We start from the raw sequence: 20571 nt of genomic DNA on the forward strand, positions 1-20571 counted from the left end.
GCCGGAGTGGGGGAGGGACGGATCAGTTGTGGTGGCCGTCGTGCTGTGCGCCGGCCTGTATGTCGCTGCTGGATCCGGCGCGGTCGACGCTCACCTGGTCGAGCACCGCCCGGTGTTGGTGGCCGCCGGGCGGCATCTGTCCGTTCTCGTCGAGGACGTGCAGCGTGGTCGCCATGCCCAGGTCGGAGTGGAACTGCATGTGGCAGTGGAGCATCCAGTGACCGGGACCGACCGAGTCACCGGCGACGATGGTGACGCCGAACGAGTCACCCGGGCCGAGGGTCTTGTTGTCGATCACCGGGATCGAGTCGACGATCGCCTTGTTGTCACCGGCCACCACGCCGGTACGGGTGTCCGCCCAGGAGTGTCCGTGCACGTGCCAGGTGTGCATGTCGTCGCCGATGCCGACCACGATGAACTCCACCCGCTCGCCGACCCTGGCGACGAAGCAGGCCGGGCCCGGCACCGGGTTGTCCAGGTCGCAGTCGTCGGTCGCGGCGCCCCGACGCAGGTTGATCGACTGGCGGTCACCGAAGACGGTCACGTAGGTGCGGTCCGGCCGGGGGTCACCCTGGCGGCGTACCACCAGGCCACCGAACAGTCCCGAGCCGATTCCCTGGGTGCCGTGCGGACCGCCGACCACGTGGTCGTGGTACCACCAGTAGCCGGCCGTGCCCGGCGAACCCGTACGGGAGTTGCGTGGCTTGGCGTACCAGGTGTAGGTGCGCGACTCACCCGGCGCCACGTACGAACCGCTGTGCACGGTGCCGTCCGAGTCCTGGGTGTACTTCACGCCGTGCGCGTGCAGCGATAGCCCGAGCGGATGCTCGGTGTCGGTACGCAACTGTGCCAACGTCTCGGCCGTCACCTGGTTGTGCAGGGTGATGGCCAGGCACTCGCCCTCGATCATCTCCATCGTCGGGCCGGGGTAGGAGGCCGTTTCCGGGGTCAGTCCGTAGCCCAACCGGATCTGGTTGGTCACCGGGTCACGGGGCAGTTCGACGGCGTACATCTGCAGGTGGCGGTCTGGTGCCACGCAGCCGTCCGGCACCACGCCGTCGTGCGGGCCGGCGGCCGCCGCCTGGTTGGTGGCGAACTCCTGCATCGCGTACGCGGTGCCGGCGCCGGCGAACGTCACCAGCATGACCGCGAGCACCACCAGCGCGCGGCCGCCGCCGGTGCCGAGCAGCCGGGCCGGTCTGCGGCCGTCATCGAGCGGGTCTGTGTGCAAGGTCGTGTCCAATCGCTGGGCCGACTCGGTCGGCGCGGGGGTCGGGTCGCCGTTGGCGCGGGTGGCGATCACGGCGTCAGCGGGGCGACGCGGATGTTGCGGAAGCTGACGATGTCGCCGGCACCGTGCACCTGCAGCCCGAGGTAACCCTCGGCGCGCTGCCGGCCGGCGCCACCCGGATCGTCGGCCCGGGGCGGATCGAAGACCAGGCCGGGGGTGTTGACGAACTCGTTGACCAGTTCCCCGTTGCGGAAGATCGAGTAGTGCTGCCCGACCACCCGGATCTCGTAGTCGTTCCAGGTGCCCTTCGAGGTCACCGCCGCCCCGTCGAGGTCGACGCCGTCGAAGCCGTACACCGAACCGGTCTTGTACCGGTCCCCGGTGGGGCTGTCGAGGATCTGCACCTCGTGGCCGTACTTGATCGCCACCCACTCGGGACGCGGCTCGTCCGGGTGCTGGTGTACGGCCGGGAAGCGGACGAAGACGCCGCTGTTGGCGCGGGCGTCACCGGGGGCGTCGTCGCGCCACTGCAGCTTGAGGGAGAAGTCGCCGTAGGTGCGGATCGGGAACCAGAGCAGGCCGAGGCCGGCGACCGGGCGGCTGGTGATCGATCCGTCGGCGTTGCGGGTGAAACCGCCCGACCCGACGTGTTCCCACTGGTCGAAGGAGGAGCCCGAGCGGCTCAGGATCGAGTGGTAGCCGGTGTGCGCGTCGGACTTGCCGACCCCCGAGCTGCTGGCCGCCTCGATCAGGGTGACCCGTTCCGGCTGGCTGACGACGCCCCGCTGACGCAGGTCCTTGACCACTGCCCGGACGTGCTGCATGAACTCCTGATGGTTGTGCCAGAGCCGCTCGCTGGCGATCAGGTTGTTGATGGTGCAGCCGGGGCCCACCTGCCGGTTCGGCACCCCGCTGTTGACCGTGCCCAGCCAGACCACCGCACGGGTGTCCAGCACCGGACACTGCGGGTCGCCGCCGCCGGTGACGATCGTGAAGGTGACCGACGCGGGGTCGGAGGTGTTGCCGGCGTTGTCGGTGGCGCGGTAGCTGACGGTGTGCCGGCCCGGACGGTTCACCGTGACGGGTGCGGTGTAGTCGGTGTAGGCGGCGGCGTCGAGGGAGTATTCGATGGTGTCTACTCCGGAGTCGTCGTCGGTGGCGGTGAGGGTGACGGTGGCGGTGCCGAGGTAGGCGCCGTCGTCGCCCTGCGCCCCGGACACCGTCGCGGACACCGTCGGCGCGACGGTGTCCGGGTCCGGCGGGGTGACGACCTGGAAGGTGACCGACCCGGCGTCGGAGGTGTTGCCGGCCAGGTCGGTGGCGCGGTAGTCGACCGTGTGCTGGCCGGGCTCGTTGACCGTGACGGGTGCGGTGTAGTCGGTGTAGGCGGCGGCGTCGAGGGAGTATTCGATGGTGTCTACTCCGGAGTCGTCGTCGGTGGCGGTGAGGGTGACGGTGGCGGTGCCGAGGTAGGCGCCGTCGTCGTCGCGGGGGCCGGACAGCGACGCGGTCACCGTCGGCGGGGTGGTGTCGTCACCGGTCTCGTCGCTGACCACGAGGATGCCGTTCATCAGGCCGTGCCCGGGGATGGCGCAGAAGTAGCGGTAGGTGCCGGGGGTCAACACGACGTCCACCGACCAGCGACCGCCGTTGGCGTCGAACGGGTCGGCCAGGATGTTGACGTCGACGTCCTGGTTGTAGGTGGGGTCGCCGGTCTCGAACGTCAGCGTGTGCTGCATGCCGCTGGTGTTGCCGGTCGCGGCGCTGTTCTCGAAGACCAGCGTGGCCGGGCCGGGCACGGCGGTGGCCGGCGCCGAGGCGTACGCCGTGACGTCGTTGCCCGCGGTCCAGGTGAGCACCTGGGCGGCCAACTGCTCGGGCGGGCCGCCATGGGTGGGCCGGGCGCTGACCGGGACGGCGGCCAGGGTGGAGCTGAACAGCATGCCGGCCACCGCGACCAGTGCCGTCAGCGATCGTCTCGACCTGGTTGGTGGTCGGGTCCGGCGGGCAGGTCCGCCGTACCCGGTTCGAGCAACTGGCATGTCCAACACACCTTTCGGGCAAGCGTTTCGCGGACGCGTGGCGGCGACCCTGGCCAGAGAAGCACAGTGGACAGATTGGGTCTGGCATCGCTAGTGGATCCACAAGCTGTCCTGACCGGACAAGGTGAAAGGGGACCGGGGTCGCTGCGCGCTGGATGGGATGGTGCGACGAGTCGGGCGCGCGCCGTCGCGCGGGATGAGGGTGTCCAGTGCTCCCGGGGGGTGCCACGGCCCCGGTGAGGTGCGCACCCTCCGGGTGGGGGCCGTCCCCGGTCGAAGGGTGTCCGGTCGAGTTGGCCACGCCGTTGGTTACCTCGCCGAAACACCTCAGTGACGTCAGAGGTTAGCCACTTGTGATTGATGTGTCTACATCTTTAGGTGGAATCGCCTAGGCTTTCGTCAATATTTACGGAAAGTAGCCCCTCCTCGGGGCCTGGCTCGCTGTGATGGGCAAAGTGACGCCCGGTCCGACGGAAGCCTGGTGCCGTCGTGGATCTCTCTCGGGCGCCTTCGGTGGGTTTCCTTGCCGTCGTCACTGCGGTATCGTCTACCAAGCAAGCGCTTGGGAGGTGGACTGAATGACCGTGATCAGTAGGCCGGGCGACCCGACCCGACTGCTGGAACCGGGGCTCCTGGTCGGCCCGCGGTGGCGCGAGACCGGCACCGGCGGCAAGCGGGAACACCGTGACCCGGCGACCGGCCGGGTGCAGCAGGTCTACGCCCTGGCCGGGGCCGACGAGGTGGCCGAGGCCGTGGTGGCCGCCCGGGCCGCCCAACCCGCCTGGCGCGCCTGGCCGATCGACCGCCGCCGGGACGTGTTGCTCCGGCTCGGCGCGCTGATCCGGGACCGGGCCGCCGATCTGGCCGCGATCAACGCGCTGGAGGTCGGCACCCCGGCCGCGCTGTCCTACCAGCGCTACACCGGTGGCCAGACCTTCTTCGACTACTACGCCGGCTGGCTGGACAAGGCGACCGGTGACACCGTACGGACGCCCGGCGGGCTCGACCTGACGCTGCTGGAGCCGATCGGGGTGGTCGGGGCGATCCTCACCTGGAACCATCCGTTGGCCAACATCCAGACCACCGTCGCCGCGGCGCTCGCCGCCGGCTGCGCTGTCGTGATCAAGCCACCCGAGCAGGCCCCGTTCGCGGCGCTGTGTTTCGGCCGGCTCTGCGCCGAGGCCGGCGTGCCGCCCGGCGTGGTCAGCGTCCTGCCTGGCGGCCCCGAGGTCGGCGACGCTCTCGTCCGGCACCCCGGCGTGGACAAGATCGGGTTCGTCGGCGGGCCGGGGACCGCACGCCGGATCCAGGCAGCCGCCGCGCCGACCCTCACCCCGCTGCTGCTCGAACTCGGCGGTAAGAGCGCGTCGCTGGTCTTCGCCGACGCCGACCTGGACCGGGCCTGCCGGTTCGCCCTGCTGATCACCGCCAACAGCGGACAGGGTTGTACGATCCCGACCCGGATGCTGGTGCACGAGGACGTGTACGACGACGTCCTCGACCGGCTGGTCGCCGGGCTGCGGGCGGTCGAGGTCGGTGACCCGTTCGACCCGGCGGCGCGAATGGGCCCGCTGATCGACGCCGCCGCCTGTGAGCGCGTGCTGGCGGTGATCGACCGCGCCCGACGCGACGGCACGGCCACCCTCGCCCTCGGCGGTGAGCGCCTGGGTGCAGAACACCTCGGCGACGGACTGGCCGGCGGCTACTTCGTCGCGCCGACGGTGTTCGCCGACGTCGATCCGGCCAGCGAGCTCGCCACCGAGGAGATCTTCGGCCCGGTGCTGTCGGTGCTGCGCTTCCGCACCGAGGCGCAGGCCGTGGAACTGGCCAACGCCAGCCGGTACGGCCTTGCCGGCTACGTACACACCCGGGACGTCGACCGGGCGCTGCGGGTGGCCTCGGCACTGGACGTCGGCAACGTCGGGATCAACGGGGCCGGGGCACCGGCCGGGCCGTTCGCCCCGTTCGGCGGGGTGAAGCAGAGCGGCTACGGCAAGGTCGGTGGGCTCGCCGGCCTGCTGGAGTTCACCCGTACGAAGAACGTGCTGCTGGCCGTTGACGAGTGAGCCCGTCCGGCGGTCCGCTGTCCGCCGGCCCTGCCGAAGGAGACACAGTTGACTGAACTGACCGATGGGACGGTGCTGGTCACCGGCGCGGGTTCCGGGATCGGTGCGGCCATCGCGCACGCCGTCGCCGTGGCCGGGGCGGCGGTGGCCGTCAACGACATCGACCCGGCCGCCGCGACGGCCACCGCCGACGCCGTCACGGCGGGCGGCGGGACCGCGTACCCGGTACCCGGCGACGTCGCCGACCCGGCGACGGCCGGTGGCGTCGTGACTGCGGCACGCGAGCGGCTCGGCGGGCTCACCGGCCTGGTGAACAACGTCGGCGTGGTCCGCGCGGCACCGTTACGCAGCATCGACGCCGCCGGTTGGGACGCGGTCATGCGGATCGACTGCGCCAGCGCGCTGTACTGCGCGCAGGCCGCGTTGCCGGCGTTGACCGGCGGCGGCGCGGTGGTCAACATCGCCTCGCTCTGCGGCATCCACCCGGCCCCCGGGGCCGGCGCCTACAACGCGGCCAAGGCCGCGGTGATCACGCTGACCCAACAGATGGCACTGGAATGGGGTGTCGACGGCATCCGGGTGAACGCCGTCGCCCCCGGCATCGTCAGCGGCACGAACTTCTCGGCCAGCAGCCGTGACCCGGCGGCCGCCGCACGCCGTGGCCACGCCGTCCCGCTGGGTCGCACCGGTGCGGCCCAGGACATCGCGCCGGTGGTGGTCTTCCTGCTCAGCGACGCCGCCCGGTACATGACCGGTCAGGTTCTCGCCGTCGACGGCGGACTCGGCGTGGCGTTACAGACGTTGCTGCCGACATGAGCGTCGACCGCGCCGTCGACCGCGCCGTCGACCCGCTCGCCGAGCCGATCACGATCGGCCGGCACCGGCTACGCAACCGGATGGTGATGACCCCGCATCTCGGCCGGTTGCCGCCGCGACGGCTGGTGCGCTACGTCACCGAACGGGCGGCCGGCGGCGTGGCCATGGTCATCCTGCCGGCCGGGCAGGGCGTGTACGCCAACCCGATCTACCCACCGCCGGTCGCCGCCGCCGACCCGGCCGGGTACGCCGACGCGGACGCGGTCTCCTTCCACGTCAGCGACCCGCGACACCGCGACGTGCTGCTCGCCGCGGCGCACGGGCACCTCGCCCGGCTCGCCGAGGCGGTGCACGGTGGCGGCGCGGTGGCGATCGGCCAGATCCACCATCCGGGGGCCGAACGCGGCTGGGACAACTTCCAGCCGACTCTCGCGCCGTCGGCCGTACCCGCCGACGACACCGGCTCCGTACCGCATGCGCTCACCGTCGACGAGATCGACGACCTGGTGCACGGCTACGCCACCACCGCAGCCGGGATCGTCGCCGCCGGACTGGACGGCGTCGAGGTGCACGCCGGCCATGGCTATCTGCTCAACCGGTTCCTCTCGCCGCACTACAACCGTCGGACCGACGATTACGGCGGTTCCGGACCGCGCCGGCTGCGGCTGCTGCGCCGCCTGCTGATCGCGGTCCGCCGCGCCGTCGGCACCGGTGCGCTGCTCGGCGTACGGCTGAGCGCGGGTGAGGAACTTGCCGGTGGACTCGGTGCCGCGCAGGTGACCAGGATCGCCACCGGCATCGCCGACCTGGTCGACTACCTGAACCTGTCGTTGGGCAACCACGACGGCCTGCGCGACGGGCGACCGGGAACCGCGTACACCGGTCCCTGGCTGGTCCGGCCGGCCCCGTCGGCGGGCACCGCACGCCTCGTCCGTGCCGCGGTCGACATTCCGGTGCTGGTCAGCGGCCGGATAACGGATCCCGGCACGGCCCGGGGGCTGCTCGCCGCGGGCACTGCCGACCTGGTGGGCCTGGCCCGGGCGTTGATCGCCGATCCGGCCTTTCCCCGGCTGGCGACCACCGGTGCCGGCGACCGGATCGTGACCTGCATCGGCTGCAACGAGTGCGTGCGGGTGCCGTTCTCCTGCCCGGTCAACCCGCACGCCGGGCGGGAGGCGGAGTTCGACCCTCCACCGAAGGCGGCCGCCGGCGGACCGTCCCGGCGGCGGATGGTGGTGGTCGGGGCCGGGCCGGCCGGCGTGGCCGCGGCCACCCGGGCCGCCGCCGGTGGTGCCCAGGTCATCCTGCTGGAAGCCGCCGAGACCACCGGCGGTGTGCTGCGGGAGTTGGTCAACGCACCGTTGCTGGCCGGCTGGACACCGATGCTGCACGACCTGCGCGGCCGACTCGACCAGTGGCGCGGCCGGCGGGCCGGCACCGGGTGGATCGACGTGCGCACCGGGACCGGCGCCACCGCGAGCGGGATCGTCGCGCTCGACCCGGACGTGGTGCTGCTGGCCACCGGCGGTCGGTCCCCGGCCGTGGAACTGGCCGCCGCGGCACCGGCGCTGACCACGATGGACCTGCTCGCCGGGGCGCGGCCACCAGCCGGGGTGACGGTGCTGGTCGCCGGCGGCGCCGAACGCCACTTGGAGCCGTTCCTCGCCGCCGACCTGCTGGCTGGTGAGGGCTGGCCGGTGGTGTTGGCCACCGAGTGCGTCGACGCCGGCCCGGATCTGGAGCCACGCACCCGGTACGCGCTGCTGCGGCGCCTGCTCACCCGTTCGGTCACCATCACGCCGATGACCCGGCTGCGCGCCTGGACCGGTGCCACCGCCGTGCTGGAGGATCTGTTCACCGCGCGGCGGCGCCACCTGGACGCGGGCGCGGTGGTCGTCGCGCACGGTCGGCAGGCCGACGACCGACTCCGTGCCGAACTGGCCGCCGAACTGCCGACCGACGTCGCGTGCCAGCTGGTCGGCGACGCGCTCGCGCCGCGCCGGTTGAGCCACGCCGTGCTGGAGGGCGCCCGCTTCGGGCATGCTCTGGCCACCTGGCCCCTTGACCGACCGACTGTTCCCTCGACCGACTGATCAACTGCTCGGGCCGTCGGGTCGTCGGGTCGTCGGGCCGGCCGGGCCGGCCGGGCGCCTGCCGTTAGCCGGCTCACTCGTGCAGGTGGCAGGCGGACCAACCCCCGCCGGCGATCGGTACGGCGGGCGGCGTCACCTCGGTACAGACCGGCATGGCGTGCGGGCACCGGGTACGGAACCGGCAGCCCGACGGCGGGTTGATCGGGCTGGGTATCTCCCCGACCGGGGTGTGCCGGCCGGCGAGCCCTCGACTGGCCGGCGTCAGCATCGACGCGAGCAGCGCCTTCGTGTACGGATGGGCCGGCCGGTCGTACACCCGGCCGGCGGGCCCGGTCTCCACCACCCGGCCCAGATACATCACGGCCAGCTCGTGACTGACGTGATGGACCAGGGCGAGATCGTGCGCGATGAAGAGGAAGGCGATGCCTTCGGCGTCCTGGATGTCCTGGATCAGGTTGACGATCTGCGACCGGGTCGAAACGTCGAGCGCGCTCACCGGCTCGTCGCAGATGATCAGTTGCGGTTCGAGGGCGAGCGCCCGGGCGAACGAGATCCGCTGTCGCTGCCCGCCGGACAGCGATCGTGGGGACCGGCGGGCCAGCGCCGGGTCCAGCCCGACCCGCTGCAGCAGCTGACCGATCCGGCGACGGCGTTGCGTCGCGGTGAGCCGGGTGTGCACCACGAGCGGCTCGGCGATGCTCTGGCCGACGGTCATCGACGGATCGAGTGAGGCGTACGGGTCCTGGAACACCATCTGCATGCCCCGCCGGTGGGCCCGCAACTCGCCCCGGTGCATCGCGGCGAGATCGCGGCCGAGGAAGGTGACTTCTCCGCGACTGGGCTCGATCAACCGCAGCGCGAGCCGTCCGACGGTCGACTTGCCGGAGCCGCTTTCGCCGACGAGGCCCAGCGTCCGACCACGGTCCACCGTGAGGTCGACGCCATCGACCGCGTGCACCACCACCCGGCGCAGCCCGAGCACCCCCCGGCGTACCGGGAATCGCTTGCCGAGGTCGCGTACCCGTAGCACCTGGTCCGCCCCGGTGTCCCCGGCGGGCGCCGGTGCGGCGCCCGCCGCCGGCGCGCCGGGGTCGGCGCGTTCCGGCCCGTCTTGCGGCCGGCGTTCCGGCCCGTCTCGCGGCGGCGTCATGGCGACGCCGGGCAACTGGAGTTCGGCGTGTCGCCCGCAGCGGGTGCCCCGGTTTCCGGCGTCCAACGCCGTCCACGGCGGATCCTGGTCGACCCACGTGTCGTCGGCGTGGGCGCAGCGGTTGGCGAACCGGCAACCGGCTGCCGGGAAGCTGCCCGGTCGGGGCACCTGGCCGGGGATCACCGGCAGTCGGCGTGACTTGTCGGCGACATCGGCGCTGGACGAGATCAACGCTGAGGTGTACGGATGCCGCGGAGCGGCGAACACCTGCTCGACGGGGCCGGATTCGACGACCTGGCCGGCGTACATGACGCTGAGCCGCTCGGCCATCGTCGCGATGACGCCCAGGTCGTGGGAGATCAGTAGCAGCGACATGCCGAGTGCGTCCCGCAGTTCGCCGAGCAGCTGCAGGATCTGCAACTGCACCGTCACGTCCAGCGCGGTGGTGGGTTCGTCGGCGATCAGCAACTCCGGTTCGCCGGCGATCGCCATCGCGATCAACGCCCGTTGCGCCATTCCGCCGGACATCTCGTGCGGGTAGCTGGCCGCCCGTGCCCGGGGATCCGGGATCCGGACCAGGTCCAGCAACTCCACCGCCCGGTTGCGGGCCTGCCGGCGGGTCATGCCGGTGTGCCGCCGCAGGCTCTCGACGATCTGGTTGCCGACGGTGAACGCCGGGTTCAGGCTGCTCAGCGCCTCCTGGAAGACCATCCCGATCCGGCTGCCACGGATCCTGGTCAGTTCGGCGGGGGAGCACCCGGTGAGTTCCTTGCCGGCGAAGCGGATCGAACCGCCGGTGATCCGGGCACCCGGCGGCAGCAGGCCGGCCAGCGCGAGGCAGGTGATGCTCTTGCCGGAGCCGCTCTCGCCGACCAGGCCGAGCGTCTGGCCGGCGGCGACGGCCAAGTCTACCTGCTCGACCAGGTGGATCGGCTCCCGGCCCGGCCCGACGCTGACGGTCAGGCCGCTGACCTCCAGCAACGGGTGACCCGTCGGCGGCTGGCGGTGTTCCGGCGGTCTGGTCGTCGCGACGGTCACCGTCGGCTCGCTTTCTGCTGGTGCCCGCCGGACAGCGCGTGGCTGAGGCCGTCGCCGAGCACCTGGAAGGCGACGACGGTCAGGGTGATGGTCAGCCCGGGGACGAAGATCAGCCAGGGGGCGGTGGCGACCGACGAGAACGCCCGTTGCAGCAGGTTTCCCCAGCTCGCCTCCGGTGGCTGGATGCTCAGTCCGAGGTAGCTCATGGCGCCCTCGGCGACGATGGCCACGGCCATCGTGATGAACACCTGCACGATCAGCGGTCCGGCGATGTTGGGCAGTACGTGTCGCAGGATCGACCGCGGGTGCGGCACGCCGATCGAGCGGGCCGCTTCCAGATAGGTCTCCTCGCGTACCGCCAACGTCTGGATGCGGCTGAGCCGCGCGAAGATCGGCACGAAGATGACCGCCAAAGCGAACATCGCGTTACGCAGCCCTGGTCCGAGCACCCCGACGATGGACATCGCCAGCAGCAGGCCGGGAACGCTGAGGACGGCGTCGATCAGGGTCATCACCAGCCGGTCCACCCAGCCGCCGAAGTAGCCGGCGGTCACCCCGAGCAGCATCCCGCCGAGCAGACCGAGCCCAACGGCCTGCAGACAGGCCAGCAGGGAGGCCCGGGAGGCGTACAGCAGCCGGCTGAGCATGTCCCGGCCGAGGTCGTCGGCGCCAAGCCAGTGTTGCGCCGAGGGCGGGTCGAGCACCGCCCGCAAGTCGGTGGCGTACGGGTCGTACGGGCTGACCAGCGGTGCGGTCGCGGCCAGCAGACAGAGCAACGCCAGGTAACCGAGGGCGACCACGGTCATCGGTTGGCGCCGTAGCCGGGCGATGATGGTGTCGTCGCGGTCCCGTCGGTCCAGCCCGGCCGGTGCCGGCTCGCCGCCCCGGCGGGCGGCGTCGGGTGTGGCGGGCGGCTGACTCATGCGATCCGCACCTTCGGGTTGAGCAGGCCGTAAGCGACGTCGACGAGGAGGTTCGCGGTCAGCACGACCACCGCGGACACCAGGACCACGGCCTGTACGACCGGGAAGTCCCGGTTGAGGATCGCGTCGATGGCGAACTTGCCCAGGCCGGGCATCCCGAAGATCGACTCGACGATCACCGCGCCGGACAGCAGGTGTCCGAGGCGGATGCCGAGCACGGTGATCGCCGGTGCCGCCGCGTTCTTCAGCGCGTGCTTGCCGATGACCGTGCGGGCCGGTAGCCCTTTCGACCAGGCGGTCCGGACGTAGGGCTGGGCGTACGCGGTGAGGAAACCGGTCCGTAGCTGCCGGGCGAGTTCGGCGGCGGTGAACACGCCGAGGGTGATCGAGGGCATCACCAGGTTCTGCGCCCAGGGCAGCAGCCCGTCGCCGAGCGGGGTGTAGCCGGTGGCCGGCAGCCAGCGCAGTTGCACCGCGAACACGGCGATCAGCATGGTGGCCAGCCAGAAGTTCGGCACCGCCAGACCGATGGCGCTGCCCAGCAGCCCGAGCCGGTCGACCGCGTGTCCGGCGTAGACGCCCTGCAGGATCCCGGTCGGTACGCCGATCAGCAGGACGACGACGAGAGTGCCCAGCGCGATGCTCGCGGTCAGCGGGGCGCGGCGCAGGATCTCCTCGCCGATCGCCCGACCGGTGACCACCGAGTCGCCGAGATCACCGTGCGCGATACCGCCGAGCCAGTGTGCGTACCGGACCAGGAACGGGTCGTCGAGGCGGAGCTGCTGGCGCAGCGCGGCCAGCTGCTCGGCGCTGGCGTGCTCCCCGGCGATGGCCAGCGCCTCGTCCCCCGGAAGCAGCGCGACCAGGGAGAAGGCGCCGAGGGAGACGATCAGCAGCAGGGGGATCGCCGACAGGAGTCGCCGGAGGATGAGTGAGACCATCTGTGCCCAGTCCTTTGCCCGCCGGAAGCTGTCTGAGCAGCACCTGACTGTCGACGCAACGTACCTAACGAGCGCTTGTTCGTCAACGGTCGCGGTGCCGCCTGGCCGGGCGGCGACGGTGACGTCGTGGGACCCGCTGGGCGGATCCCGCCGACGTCACCGTCGCCGCCGGGACCGCCGTCAGCCCACCGGCACTCGGCCTTCGGTGATGAACAATCCGTCGAAGGTCATGTTCGACCGGGTGGCGCCGCGGTTGACCCCGCCCACGTGGGCACCCATCGCGGTGTGCCCGGCGACGAAGAACAGCGGCACCCCGGCGGCGGCCTCCGCCGAGGCGAGCTCCGCCGCCTGGCGCAGCAGATCGGCGCGTTCGTCGGGATCGACCGCCGCGTCGGCCCGTACGACCAGGTCCCGGATCCCGGGGATCTCCACCCCGGACACGTTGTACCGGCCGTCTTCGAAGAACCGCTCCCGGAACCGGGTGGACGGCGAGCGGGCCGGTGCCATCGCCAGCGGCGCCGCCGCGATCTGCGGCTGCGAGTCGGCGGTGCCGTAGAGGCGGGCCAGCATCTGCGCCGGGTCGATCAGCTGCAGGTCCATGTCGAACCCGGACTGCTGCAGTTGCGCCTGCACCAGCTCACCCATCCGGACGTACGCGGTGAAGGTGCCGCCGATCTCGGCGGTGAAGCTCACCCCGTCCGGGTAGCCGGCCTCGGCGAGCAGTTCCTTGGCCTTCGTCGGGTCGTACGGGTAGGCGTCGGCGAGTTCGGGGGAGTAGGCGATCGATCCCTGCGGGAACCACTGGGTGGCCGGCTCGGACCGCCCGTCGGTCAACGCCATGGTGATCGCCTCGCGGTCCAGGGCGTAGCGCAGCGCCTGGCGGACCCGGACGTCGTCGAACGGCTCCATGCTCTGGTTGATCAGCAACGCACGGATCTCGTTGGTCGACGAGGACATCACCCGCAGCCGGTCGTCGGCGCACGCGGCGGCCACCTTGTCGTCCTCGATGTACTGCACGTCCAGGTCACCGGCCTGCAGCGCGCCGAGGCTGGCGTCGGTGGCGGTCTCGACGAAGTCGATCCCGCCGAGCAGACGTTCCTCGGCGTTCCAGTAGCCGTCCCAGGCCCGCACGCTGACCCGCTCCCGGGCGTACCAGGGGCCGTCGATCGCGTACGGTCCGGCCCCGACCGGCGCGTCGCTGAACGCGGTCGACGAGCCGGCGGCGCGTACCGCCGTCGGGGAGGCCATCAGCCCGGCCCGGTCGGACAGGATGATCGGGAAGGCCGCCGGGTTGGGCGGGTCCAGCCGGAACCGTACGGTGTGCTCGTCGACGACCTCGACGGCCTGTACGTTGGCCAGCTCGCCCTTGATGTTGGATTCCTCGTCGTTCATCGCCCGGTCGATGTTGAACGCCACGGCGTCGGCGTCGAACGGCGTGCCGTCGGAGAAGACGACTCCGTCGCGCAGGGTGAACTCCATGGTGCCGTCGCCGACGACCGTCCACTCGGTGGCCAGTCCGGGCACCGGCTGGTCGTTCTCGTCGAGCTTGACCAGCGGATCGAAGATCGTCTGCAACACGGTGATCTCGTTCGCCTCGACCTGGCGGATCGGATCGAGCGAACTGGCCGGCACGCTGCCGTAGGTGAGCACGGCGGCGGGGTCGTGGGCCACCGAGCCGGACGGTGCCGCCGGCGGGCAGCCGTTCGTCGTGGCCTCGGTGTCGGGGTCGGTGTCCGGACCGGAACTGTCGTTGCCGCAGGCGGCGACTGGTAGCAAAGCGATCGCCAGCAACGGCGCAAGGGTGCGGTGGGCATGTCTCACTGTCGTTCCACCTTCGGTAGGCGGCAGATGCTCTACCGGCGGTGCGGCGCGCAGCGGCACTGCGCCGGCGAGAGTAGCGAGGAAGCTACCAACAAAGCGCTTGCTTCGTCAACGGGAGATTGCGGCGATGTTGCAGCTCAGCGCGAGCGCCAGGTCAGCCGCCGAGTTCGGCGGCGATCACCTCGGCGGCACCGCGCAGCGCCGCCGCCACCTGCGGGATGCGGGTGTTCGGGCAGCGTGCGGTGGGCATGCCCACCGCCAGGGCACCCCGGACCTCGCCCGTGGCGTCGCGTAGGCAGACCCCGATCCCGGTGATCCCCCGTTCGCTCTCCTCGCGGTTGACCGCGTACCCGAGGCGGCGGGCGGTGGCCAGCTGGCGGCGCAGGCCGGCCAGGTCCTCCACCGCCGGCCCGTACACCGCCGGCAGCCCGCGCGGATAGCACACCTCCAGCTCGTGCGGGGAGAGCTGGGCGAGCAGGATCTTGCCGCCCGAGGTGCAGTGCGCCGGCATCGACATTCCGGCCCGCGACCCCACCCGCAGCCCGTGGGTCGCCTCGACCCCGTCCAAAAAGCGCACGGCGGTGCCCTCGCGCACCGCCAGGTGCGCGGTCTCCTGCAGTTGGCCGCTGAGCCGTTCCAGGTGCGGCCGGACCACCGTACGCAGGTCCGGGCCGGACCGCCCGCCGGCCAGTCCCAGATCGGTGAAGACCGGACCGGGCAGGTACGCCCGCCGACCGTCCTGCACCGCGAACCCGTGGTGCTTGAGCATGCCGAGCAGCCGGTGCGCCGTGGACGGGGCGACGCCGAGGTGTCGGGCGGCTTCCGCCACCCCGACCCGGGACCGCTCGCGCAGCAGCAGGATCAGCCGCAGGGCGTTGTCGACGGATTCGATCGGGTACGGCACGGCATTCTGCACGGGAGAATTATGCGCACGCGATCATTCCGCCGTAAAGAAGGTTCCTAACCTGGCCCCATGGTTGCCGTGGACCCCAGGAGCGCCGCCGGGACCGGATCGGACCGCGCCCTGCAGCAGCTCTACGCCGATTTCGACGCCGCCGGACTCATGCCACTATGGACCGTCAGGGAAGGGCTGATGCCGGCTGCCCCGGCGCCCCGGGCGGTGCCGCACGTCTGGCCCTGGGCCGAGCTGCTGCCGCTGGCCGCCCGGGCCGGGGACCTGGTCCCGGTGGGCCGCGGCGGCGAACGCCGCGCGATCGCCCTGGCCAATCCGGCCCTGCCCGGTGACCCGTTCGCCACCGGCACCCTCTGGGCCGCCGTGCAGTATCTCGGGCCCAAGGAGGTGGCCCCCGCCCACCGGCACACGCAGAACGCGTTCCGCTTCGTGCTCGACGGAGAGGGCGTCTGGACCGTCGTCGACGGCGACCCGGTCGCGATGCGTCGCGGTGACCTGCTGCTCACTCCCGGTTGGGCCTGGCACGAACACCACAACACCGCCGACGCGCCGATGGTCTGGCTGGACGGCCTGGACATCCCGCTGGTCGCCGGGCTCGAGGCCGGCTTCTTCGAGTTCGGCCCCGACGAGCTCACCGACACCACCACTCCGGTGGCCTCGCGTGGCGAGCGGCTGTGGGCCCATCCGGGACTGCGGCCGTTGGCCGCCGAGCGGGACACCGTCAGCTCGCCGCTGCCGGCGTACCGCTGGCGGCACACCGACGCCGCGCTCACCGCCCAGCTGGAGCTCGCCGCGCAGGGGCATCCCGCCACCGTCGGACCCGGTCACGCGGCGGTCCGGTTCGTCAACCCGACCACCGGCCGCGACGCGCTGCCCACCGTCCGGCTGGAGATGCACCGGCTGGCCGCCGCGACCGCGACCACCGCCGTACGGGAGGTCGGCTCCTCGGTCTGGCAGGTGTTCGACGGCGAGGCGACGGTCACCCTCGATGACCGGGACCATGTGCTCGGCACCGGTGACCTGTTCGCCGTGCCGTCCTGGTGCCCGGTCGCCATCCGGACCGACGCCGGCGCGGACCTGTTCCGGTTCAGCGACGCGCCCGTGTACGCGGCGCTGCACCTGGCCCGTCGGCAGACAGGCGAGCCGGCATGAGGCTCGCGACGGTCCGGACCGCACCCGGCGCCACCGCCGCCGTCCGGATCGACCCGGACGCCGCCGTGGAGACCGGCTACCCGGACGTCGGGCAGCTGCTGGCGCAACCGGACTGGGCACGGCGGGCCACCACCGCCGACGGTCCCCGCCACCCGCTGGTCGGCCTCGACCACGGCCCGCTGATCCCGCACCCCGAGAAGATCGTCTGCGTCGGTCTCAACTACCGCCGGCACATCCTGGAGATGGGACGGCAGCTGCCCGAACACCCGACGCTGTTCGCCAAGTACCCGCCGGCCCTGGTCGGTGCCTACGACGACATCACCCTGCCGGCCGCGTCCACCGCGATGGACTGGGAGGCCGAACTCGCCGTCGTCATCGGCACCCCGGTCCGCCACGCCAGCGCCGGGCAGGCGGCGGCGGCGATCGCCGGCTACACGGTGCTCAACGACGTCACCGCCCGCGACTGGCAGTACCGGACACCGCAGTGGCTGGCCGGCAAGACCTTCGAGGCCAGCACTCCGTTCGGACCCTGCCTGGTCACCCCCGACGAACTCGACCTGGCCGCCGGGCTGAGCGTCGAATGCGAGGTCAACGGGGAGACGGTGCAGCACTCGGACAGCACCGAACTGGTCTTCGACCCGCCACGGCTGGTGGCGTACCTGTCGACGATCTGCACCCTGCGTCCCGGCGACGTGATCGCCACCGGCACACCCGGCGGCGTCGGTCACGCCCGCACCCCGCCACGCTACCTCGGCGACGGCGACGTGCTGGTCACCCGGATCGCCGGCCTCGGCGAATGCCGCAATATCTGCCGGGCACAACCGGCCGGTGCGACGGAGCGGCGATGACGGCCGACGACCCGGGGATCACGCTGGACTGGCTGGCCGCCGGCGAACGGCACTGCCGGGACGTGGTCGCCACGCTGACCGACGCCGGCGCGGCCGGGCCCAGTGGCCTGGCCGGCTGGACCCGGGCACACCTGGTCACCCACCTGGCCCGCAACGCCGACGCCCTGGTCAACCTGCTCACCTGGGCCCGGACCGGGACACCGACGCCGATGTACCCCAGTGCCGGGCAGCGCGACGCCGACATCGCGGCCGGGGCGGGGCGCAGCGCCGGACAGCTGCGGTCCGACCTCGTCGCCGCCGCCGACCGGCTCGCCGCCGCCGTGGCGGCGATGTCGGACGATGCCTGGCGGGCGAGCGTGCGCACCGCACAGGGCCGCGAGATCCCTGCCGCCGGAGTCCCCTGGCTGCGGGTACGCGAGGTCTGGGTGCATGCCGCCGACCTCGATCTCGGCGGCACCCTCGCCGACACCCCAGGGTCGGTCGTCGACGCGCTGCTGGACGAGGTGACCGCCACCGTGACCGCCCGCGATCCCGAGGCGCGGGCGCGGCTGCGGGCCACCGATCGGCAGCGGGTCTGGATCATCGGCCGGGACGCCGGCGGGTCCAACGGGTCCGGTGAGTCCGCTGGTACCGACCCAGGCCGGCCGGTGGAGCTGGCCGGCGCCACCTGGCAGCTGCTCGGCTGGCTGATCGGCCGATCAGGACCGGACGACCTGGCGGTCAGCCCGGCCGGTGCCACCGCACCGGTGCCACCGCGGTGGATATGACCCTGGGCCGGTCGTGGGAATCCCCACTGACCAGGCCCGATGACATGATCGATTCTCGGTACCCGGCCGGCTGCGGCCAGTCACCGACATACGGAGGGAGGCACCGGTGCACAGCGACGTGATCGAGTCCGACGTACTCGTGATCGGTGGTGGGATCGCCGGCTGCGTGGCAGCGGTACGCGCGGCGCAGGCCGGCGCCTCGGTGGTGCTGGTCGACAAGACCCGGTCGGTACGCCGGTCCGGTGACGCCGGTCGCGGTCTGGCCTTCCTCACCACCTATCTCGATCTGGGCGAGCAGTGGGACACCCCCGAGGTGTTCGCGAAGTGGTACTGCGACATCGCACTCGGGTTGGTCGACATGGACGTGGCCGGGCCACTGGGCATCGAGCCGCTGCCGGCGGTGTGCGAGTTCCTGGAACAGTCGGGCGTGCCACTGCGCACGGCGGACGGCGGGTACGAGCGGGTCGGCCGGATGTGGACCCCGGGCCCGATCGTGCTCAAGTTCGACGGTGTCGACATCAAACCGCGACTGGCCGAGCGGGCGGCGGCCACCCCCGGGGTGCGGATCATCGGTGGCGTGCACGCCACCAGCGTGCAGCTCGACGGCACCGGCCGGGCGGTCGGCGCCACCGGGTTCGACATCCGCTCGTGCGAGTTCCTGACCTTCCGCGCCGGTGCGGTGATCGTCGCCACCGGCAACGCCGAACGGGTCATCTTCAACTCGCCACGGCGCGACCCGTTCCACACCTACCACCGGCCGTACCACGCGACGACCGGATTCGCCCTGGCCGCCCGGGCGGGCGCGGTCGCCGCCAACATCGAGTTCCTCGGCACCTTCCTGTTCCCGCGGGGCTTCGCCACCGGTGCGATGGGCAACCTGCTGGAGGCCGGCGGGCGGCTGGTCAACGGCAATGGGCAGCTCATCGCGGAGCTGCCCGACATCGACGGGGAACGCCAGTTCGGCTTCGGCATCGTCGGCAAGGCCGCCGGGGAGGTGCTGGCGGGTCGCGGGCCGATCTACATCGACTGCACCCACCTGCCGCCCGAGGAGATCGCCGCGATCAGCCGGTACATCTCCTACGACGCGCCGCTGTTCCTGGAGTTCCTGGAGCAGTCCGGGATCGATCTGGCCCGCCACCCGGTGGAGTTCGAGCTGTTCAACGGTGCCTGGTCGGCGACCGGCTCGCCGAAGGGCGTGGTCGTCGGGGCCGACGGGCAGACCCGGGTACCCGGCCTGTTCGCCGCCGGTGACCTGGCCACTCCGGCGTACGCGCTGGCCGGTTCGCTGGCCACCGGTTACGTGATCGGCCGGACCGCCGCCGAGTTCGCCCGCGCCGCCGACGCCCCCGTGCTCGACCGGGCGGCGGTGGACGCAGAACGGCGGCGGACCCTGGCTCCGCTGAACCGGACCAGCGGCCTGGGCTGGCGGGAGTACGAGCACCAGCTGCAGGACCTGATGACGAAGTATGTCGGCATGGACCGCAACGCGATCGGCCTGCGGCAGGCCGCCGAGTACCTGCGCGGCTACGCGGCCGCCGCCGAGACCGTGCACGCCGTCGGCGGACATGAGCTGATGCGCGCGCACGAGGCGTTCGACCTGCGGTTGTTCGACGAGATGATGACCGCCGTCGCGCTGGAACGCGACGAGAGCCGGTTCAGCTTCCTGATGGGCCACTACCGCACCGACCGACCGGCCGCCGACGACCGGCAGTGGCTCGGCGTCGCCATCCTGGCCGGCCACGACGGCACCGGACCCGTCCTGGAGCGGACCGTGCCGACACCGGCCTGGCGCGAGGCGCAGCTGGCGAACCGGTCGATCGTGGAACTGGTCGGGGAACGGGGAGCACGGCTCGCCGGGAAGGTGGGGTAGGAGATGGCACCACGGGTCAACGAGAGCCTCTGCTCGCTGTGCGGGATCTGCCAGGACGTCTGTCCCGGCGACATCCTGCACATCGACCGCGGCGTGTCGGAGCTGGTCCGGTATCCGGACGAGTGCAGCTACTGCGACGTGTGCCGGGTGGAGTGCCCGGCCGGCGCGATCGAGATCGAGTTCACCTGGAGCATGCGGCAGCAGCCGATCTCCATCCTGCCGGGGCGGCCGGACGATGATTGAGGCCAGCTACACCCTGGACATCGACGTCGGCGTCGACGAGGTCTGGTCGTTCGTCGAGGTGATCCCGAACTGGGCACACTTCCTGGTCGGATTCCAGAAGCTGGAGCTGGTCGACGACCGGCGATCGCGTTGGACGTTGCGTGGCGACGTCGGGATCCTCGCCCGCGAGGTCGACCTGCAGGCGGACATCACCGTGTGGGAACCGCGACGGCGGGCCGAGTTCACCATCACCGGCCTGACCGAACGGATCACCGGGCAGGGCAGCTTCGAGCTGGAGCCGGTCGGCGCACCGGCCGTGGCGCAGCGCCAGCCGGTCGCCGACCGTCCCCGGCGACCACTACTGCGCCGGATCAGGTTCGCCCTGGTCGGACGGCTGCTGCGGTGGCTCAACCGCCGGGCGGATCGGCAGTCGGCGGATCGGCCGGCGGACCAGCAAGCGCCCGCTGCGTCGGAGGCGGATCGGCCGGCGCCGGGCGCGGCGGCGGACCGGCCGGCGACCGGCGGGTCCCGGCTGCGCTTCCACCTGCAGTTGACGCCGGGCGGGCCGATGGCTCCGATGGTGGAGCTGCTGATGGCTCCGATGGTGGAACCGACCGCCGAGGACTTCCTGCGCAACATCCGCCAGGCCCTGCAGGCCCGACGGACCACTGCCTGACG

Annotated in this window: 16 protein-coding genes; 9 read left to right on the forward strand and 7 right to left on the reverse strand. The window is 72.0% G+C overall.

All coding sequences use genetic code 11. The features are described 5' to 3' along the window. Nucleotides 1-22 precede the first annotated feature (22 nt). Together ACN27F_RS32860 and ACN27F_RS32865 are read right to left on the reverse strand one after the other, a co-directional pair. Nucleotides 23-1303 (reverse strand): multicopper oxidase domain-containing protein, encoded by a 1281-nt coding sequence (locus tag ACN27F_RS32860; RefSeq protein ID WP_421439409.1) that lies wholly within the window; start codon nucleotides 1301-1303, stop codon nucleotides 23-25. Next, nucleotides 1300-3273, reverse strand: a complete 1974-nt coding sequence (locus ACN27F_RS32865; RefSeq protein ID WP_421439411.1) for an OmpL47-type beta-barrel domain-containing protein — start codon at nucleotides 3271-3273, stop codon at nucleotides 1300-1302. The genes ACN27F_RS32860 and ACN27F_RS32865 overlap by 4 nt, the downstream gene beginning before the upstream one ends. Before the next feature lie 578 nt (nucleotides 3274-3851). On the opposite strand from ACN27F_RS32865, the gene ACN27F_RS32870 reads away from it, so the two are divergent. From ACN27F_RS32870 to ACN27F_RS32880, 3 genes are read left to right on the forward strand one after another with little or no spacing between them, the layout of a single operon-like run. Next, a complete protein-coding gene (locus tag ACN27F_RS32870; protein ID WP_421439413.1) occupies nucleotides 3852-5339 on the forward strand; it encodes an aldehyde dehydrogenase family protein in 1488 nt (495 codons plus the stop codon). 48 nt (nucleotides 5340-5387) lie between these two features. Then, complete coding sequence (locus ACN27F_RS32875; RefSeq protein ID WP_421439415.1) at nucleotides 5388-6155, forward strand: SDR family NAD(P)-dependent oxidoreductase; 768 nt, start codon at nucleotides 5388-5390, stop codon at nucleotides 6153-6155. After that, entirely contained in the window at nucleotides 6152-8248 is a 2097-nt protein-coding gene (locus ACN27F_RS32880; protein WP_421439417.1) for an FAD-dependent oxidoreductase, read from the forward strand. Before ACN27F_RS32875 ends, ACN27F_RS32880 begins: the two co-directional genes overlap by 4 nt. Before the next feature lie 73 nt (nucleotides 8249-8321). Here ACN27F_RS32880 and ACN27F_RS32885 read toward each other — a convergent pair whose 3' ends face one another. The 5 genes from ACN27F_RS32885 to ACN27F_RS32905 all read right to left on the reverse strand — a co-directional run bounded on the left by ACN27F_RS32885 (nucleotide 8322) and on the right by ACN27F_RS32905 (nucleotide 15037). Continuing rightward, on the reverse strand, nucleotides 8322-10436 hold the full coding sequence (locus ACN27F_RS32885; protein WP_421439419.1) for a dipeptide ABC transporter ATP-binding protein: 2115 nt from the start codon (nucleotides 10434-10436) through the stop codon (nucleotides 8322-8324). After that, nucleotides 10433-11359, reverse strand: a complete 927-nt coding sequence (locus ACN27F_RS32890) for an ABC transporter permease (RefSeq protein ID WP_421439421.1) — start codon at nucleotides 11357-11359, stop codon at nucleotides 10433-10435. Before ACN27F_RS32890 ends, ACN27F_RS32885 begins: the two co-directional genes overlap by 4 nt. Next, entirely contained in the window at nucleotides 11356-12300 is a 945-nt protein-coding gene (locus tag ACN27F_RS32895; RefSeq protein WP_421439423.1) for an ABC transporter permease, read from the reverse strand. The genes ACN27F_RS32890 and ACN27F_RS32895 overlap by 4 nt, the downstream gene beginning before the upstream one ends. A 180-nt stretch (nucleotides 12301-12480) precedes the next feature. Continuing rightward, the gene (locus ACN27F_RS32900; RefSeq protein ID WP_421439425.1) at nucleotides 12481-14121 is read right to left on the reverse strand and encodes an ABC transporter substrate-binding protein; all 1641 of its coding nucleotides are present in this window, start codon (nucleotides 14119-14121) and stop codon (nucleotides 12481-12483) included. 154 nt (nucleotides 14122-14275) lie between these two features. Then, nucleotides 14276-15037 (reverse strand): IclR family transcriptional regulator, encoded by a 762-nt coding sequence (locus tag ACN27F_RS32905; RefSeq protein ID WP_421439427.1) that lies wholly within the window; start codon nucleotides 15035-15037, stop codon nucleotides 14276-14278. 57 nt (nucleotides 15038-15094) lie between these two features. Between ACN27F_RS32905 and ACN27F_RS32910 the strand changes: the two genes are divergently transcribed. The 6 genes from ACN27F_RS32910 to ACN27F_RS32935 all read left to right on the forward strand — a co-directional run bounded on the left by ACN27F_RS32910 (nucleotide 15095) and on the right by ACN27F_RS32935 (nucleotide 20569). Beyond that, a complete protein-coding gene (locus tag ACN27F_RS32910; protein ID WP_421439429.1) occupies nucleotides 15095-16186 on the forward strand; it encodes a cupin domain-containing protein in 1092 nt (363 codons plus the stop codon). Beyond that, on the forward strand, nucleotides 16183-17034 hold the full coding sequence (locus tag ACN27F_RS32915) for a fumarylacetoacetate hydrolase family protein (RefSeq protein ID WP_421439431.1): 852 nt from the start codon (nucleotides 16183-16185) through the stop codon (nucleotides 17032-17034). Before ACN27F_RS32910 ends, ACN27F_RS32915 begins: the two co-directional genes overlap by 4 nt. Further along, nucleotides 17031-17801 carry a maleylpyruvate isomerase N-terminal domain-containing protein gene (locus tag ACN27F_RS32920; protein ID WP_421439433.1) on the forward strand — a complete coding sequence of 257 codons (771 nt, stop codon included), beginning with the start codon at nucleotides 17031-17033 and terminating at the stop codon, nucleotides 17799-17801. The genes ACN27F_RS32915 and ACN27F_RS32920 overlap by 4 nt, the downstream gene beginning before the upstream one ends. A 106-nt stretch (nucleotides 17802-17907) precedes the next feature. Further along, nucleotides 17908-19671: an FAD-dependent oxidoreductase gene (locus ACN27F_RS32925; RefSeq protein ID WP_421439435.1), complete on the forward strand. Its 1764-nt coding sequence runs from the start codon at nucleotides 17908-17910 to the stop codon at nucleotides 19669-19671. Between the two features lie 3 nt (nucleotides 19672-19674). Then, nucleotides 19675-19914 (forward strand): 4Fe-4S dicluster domain-containing protein, encoded by a 240-nt coding sequence (locus ACN27F_RS32930; RefSeq protein WP_421439437.1) that lies wholly within the window; start codon nucleotides 19675-19677, stop codon nucleotides 19912-19914. Continuing rightward, nucleotides 19907-20569, forward strand: a complete 663-nt coding sequence (locus ACN27F_RS32935) for an SRPBCC family protein (RefSeq protein WP_421439438.1) — start codon at nucleotides 19907-19909, stop codon at nucleotides 20567-20569. The genes ACN27F_RS32930 and ACN27F_RS32935 overlap by 8 nt, the downstream gene beginning before the upstream one ends. The last annotated feature ends 2 nt before the right edge of the window (nucleotides 20570-20571 follow it).

Source organism: Solwaraspora sp. WMMB335 (assembly GCF_049179075.1).
In the GTDB taxonomy this organism is placed as follows: domain Bacteria; phylum Actinomycetota; class Actinomycetes; order Mycobacteriales; family Micromonosporaceae; genus Micromonospora_E.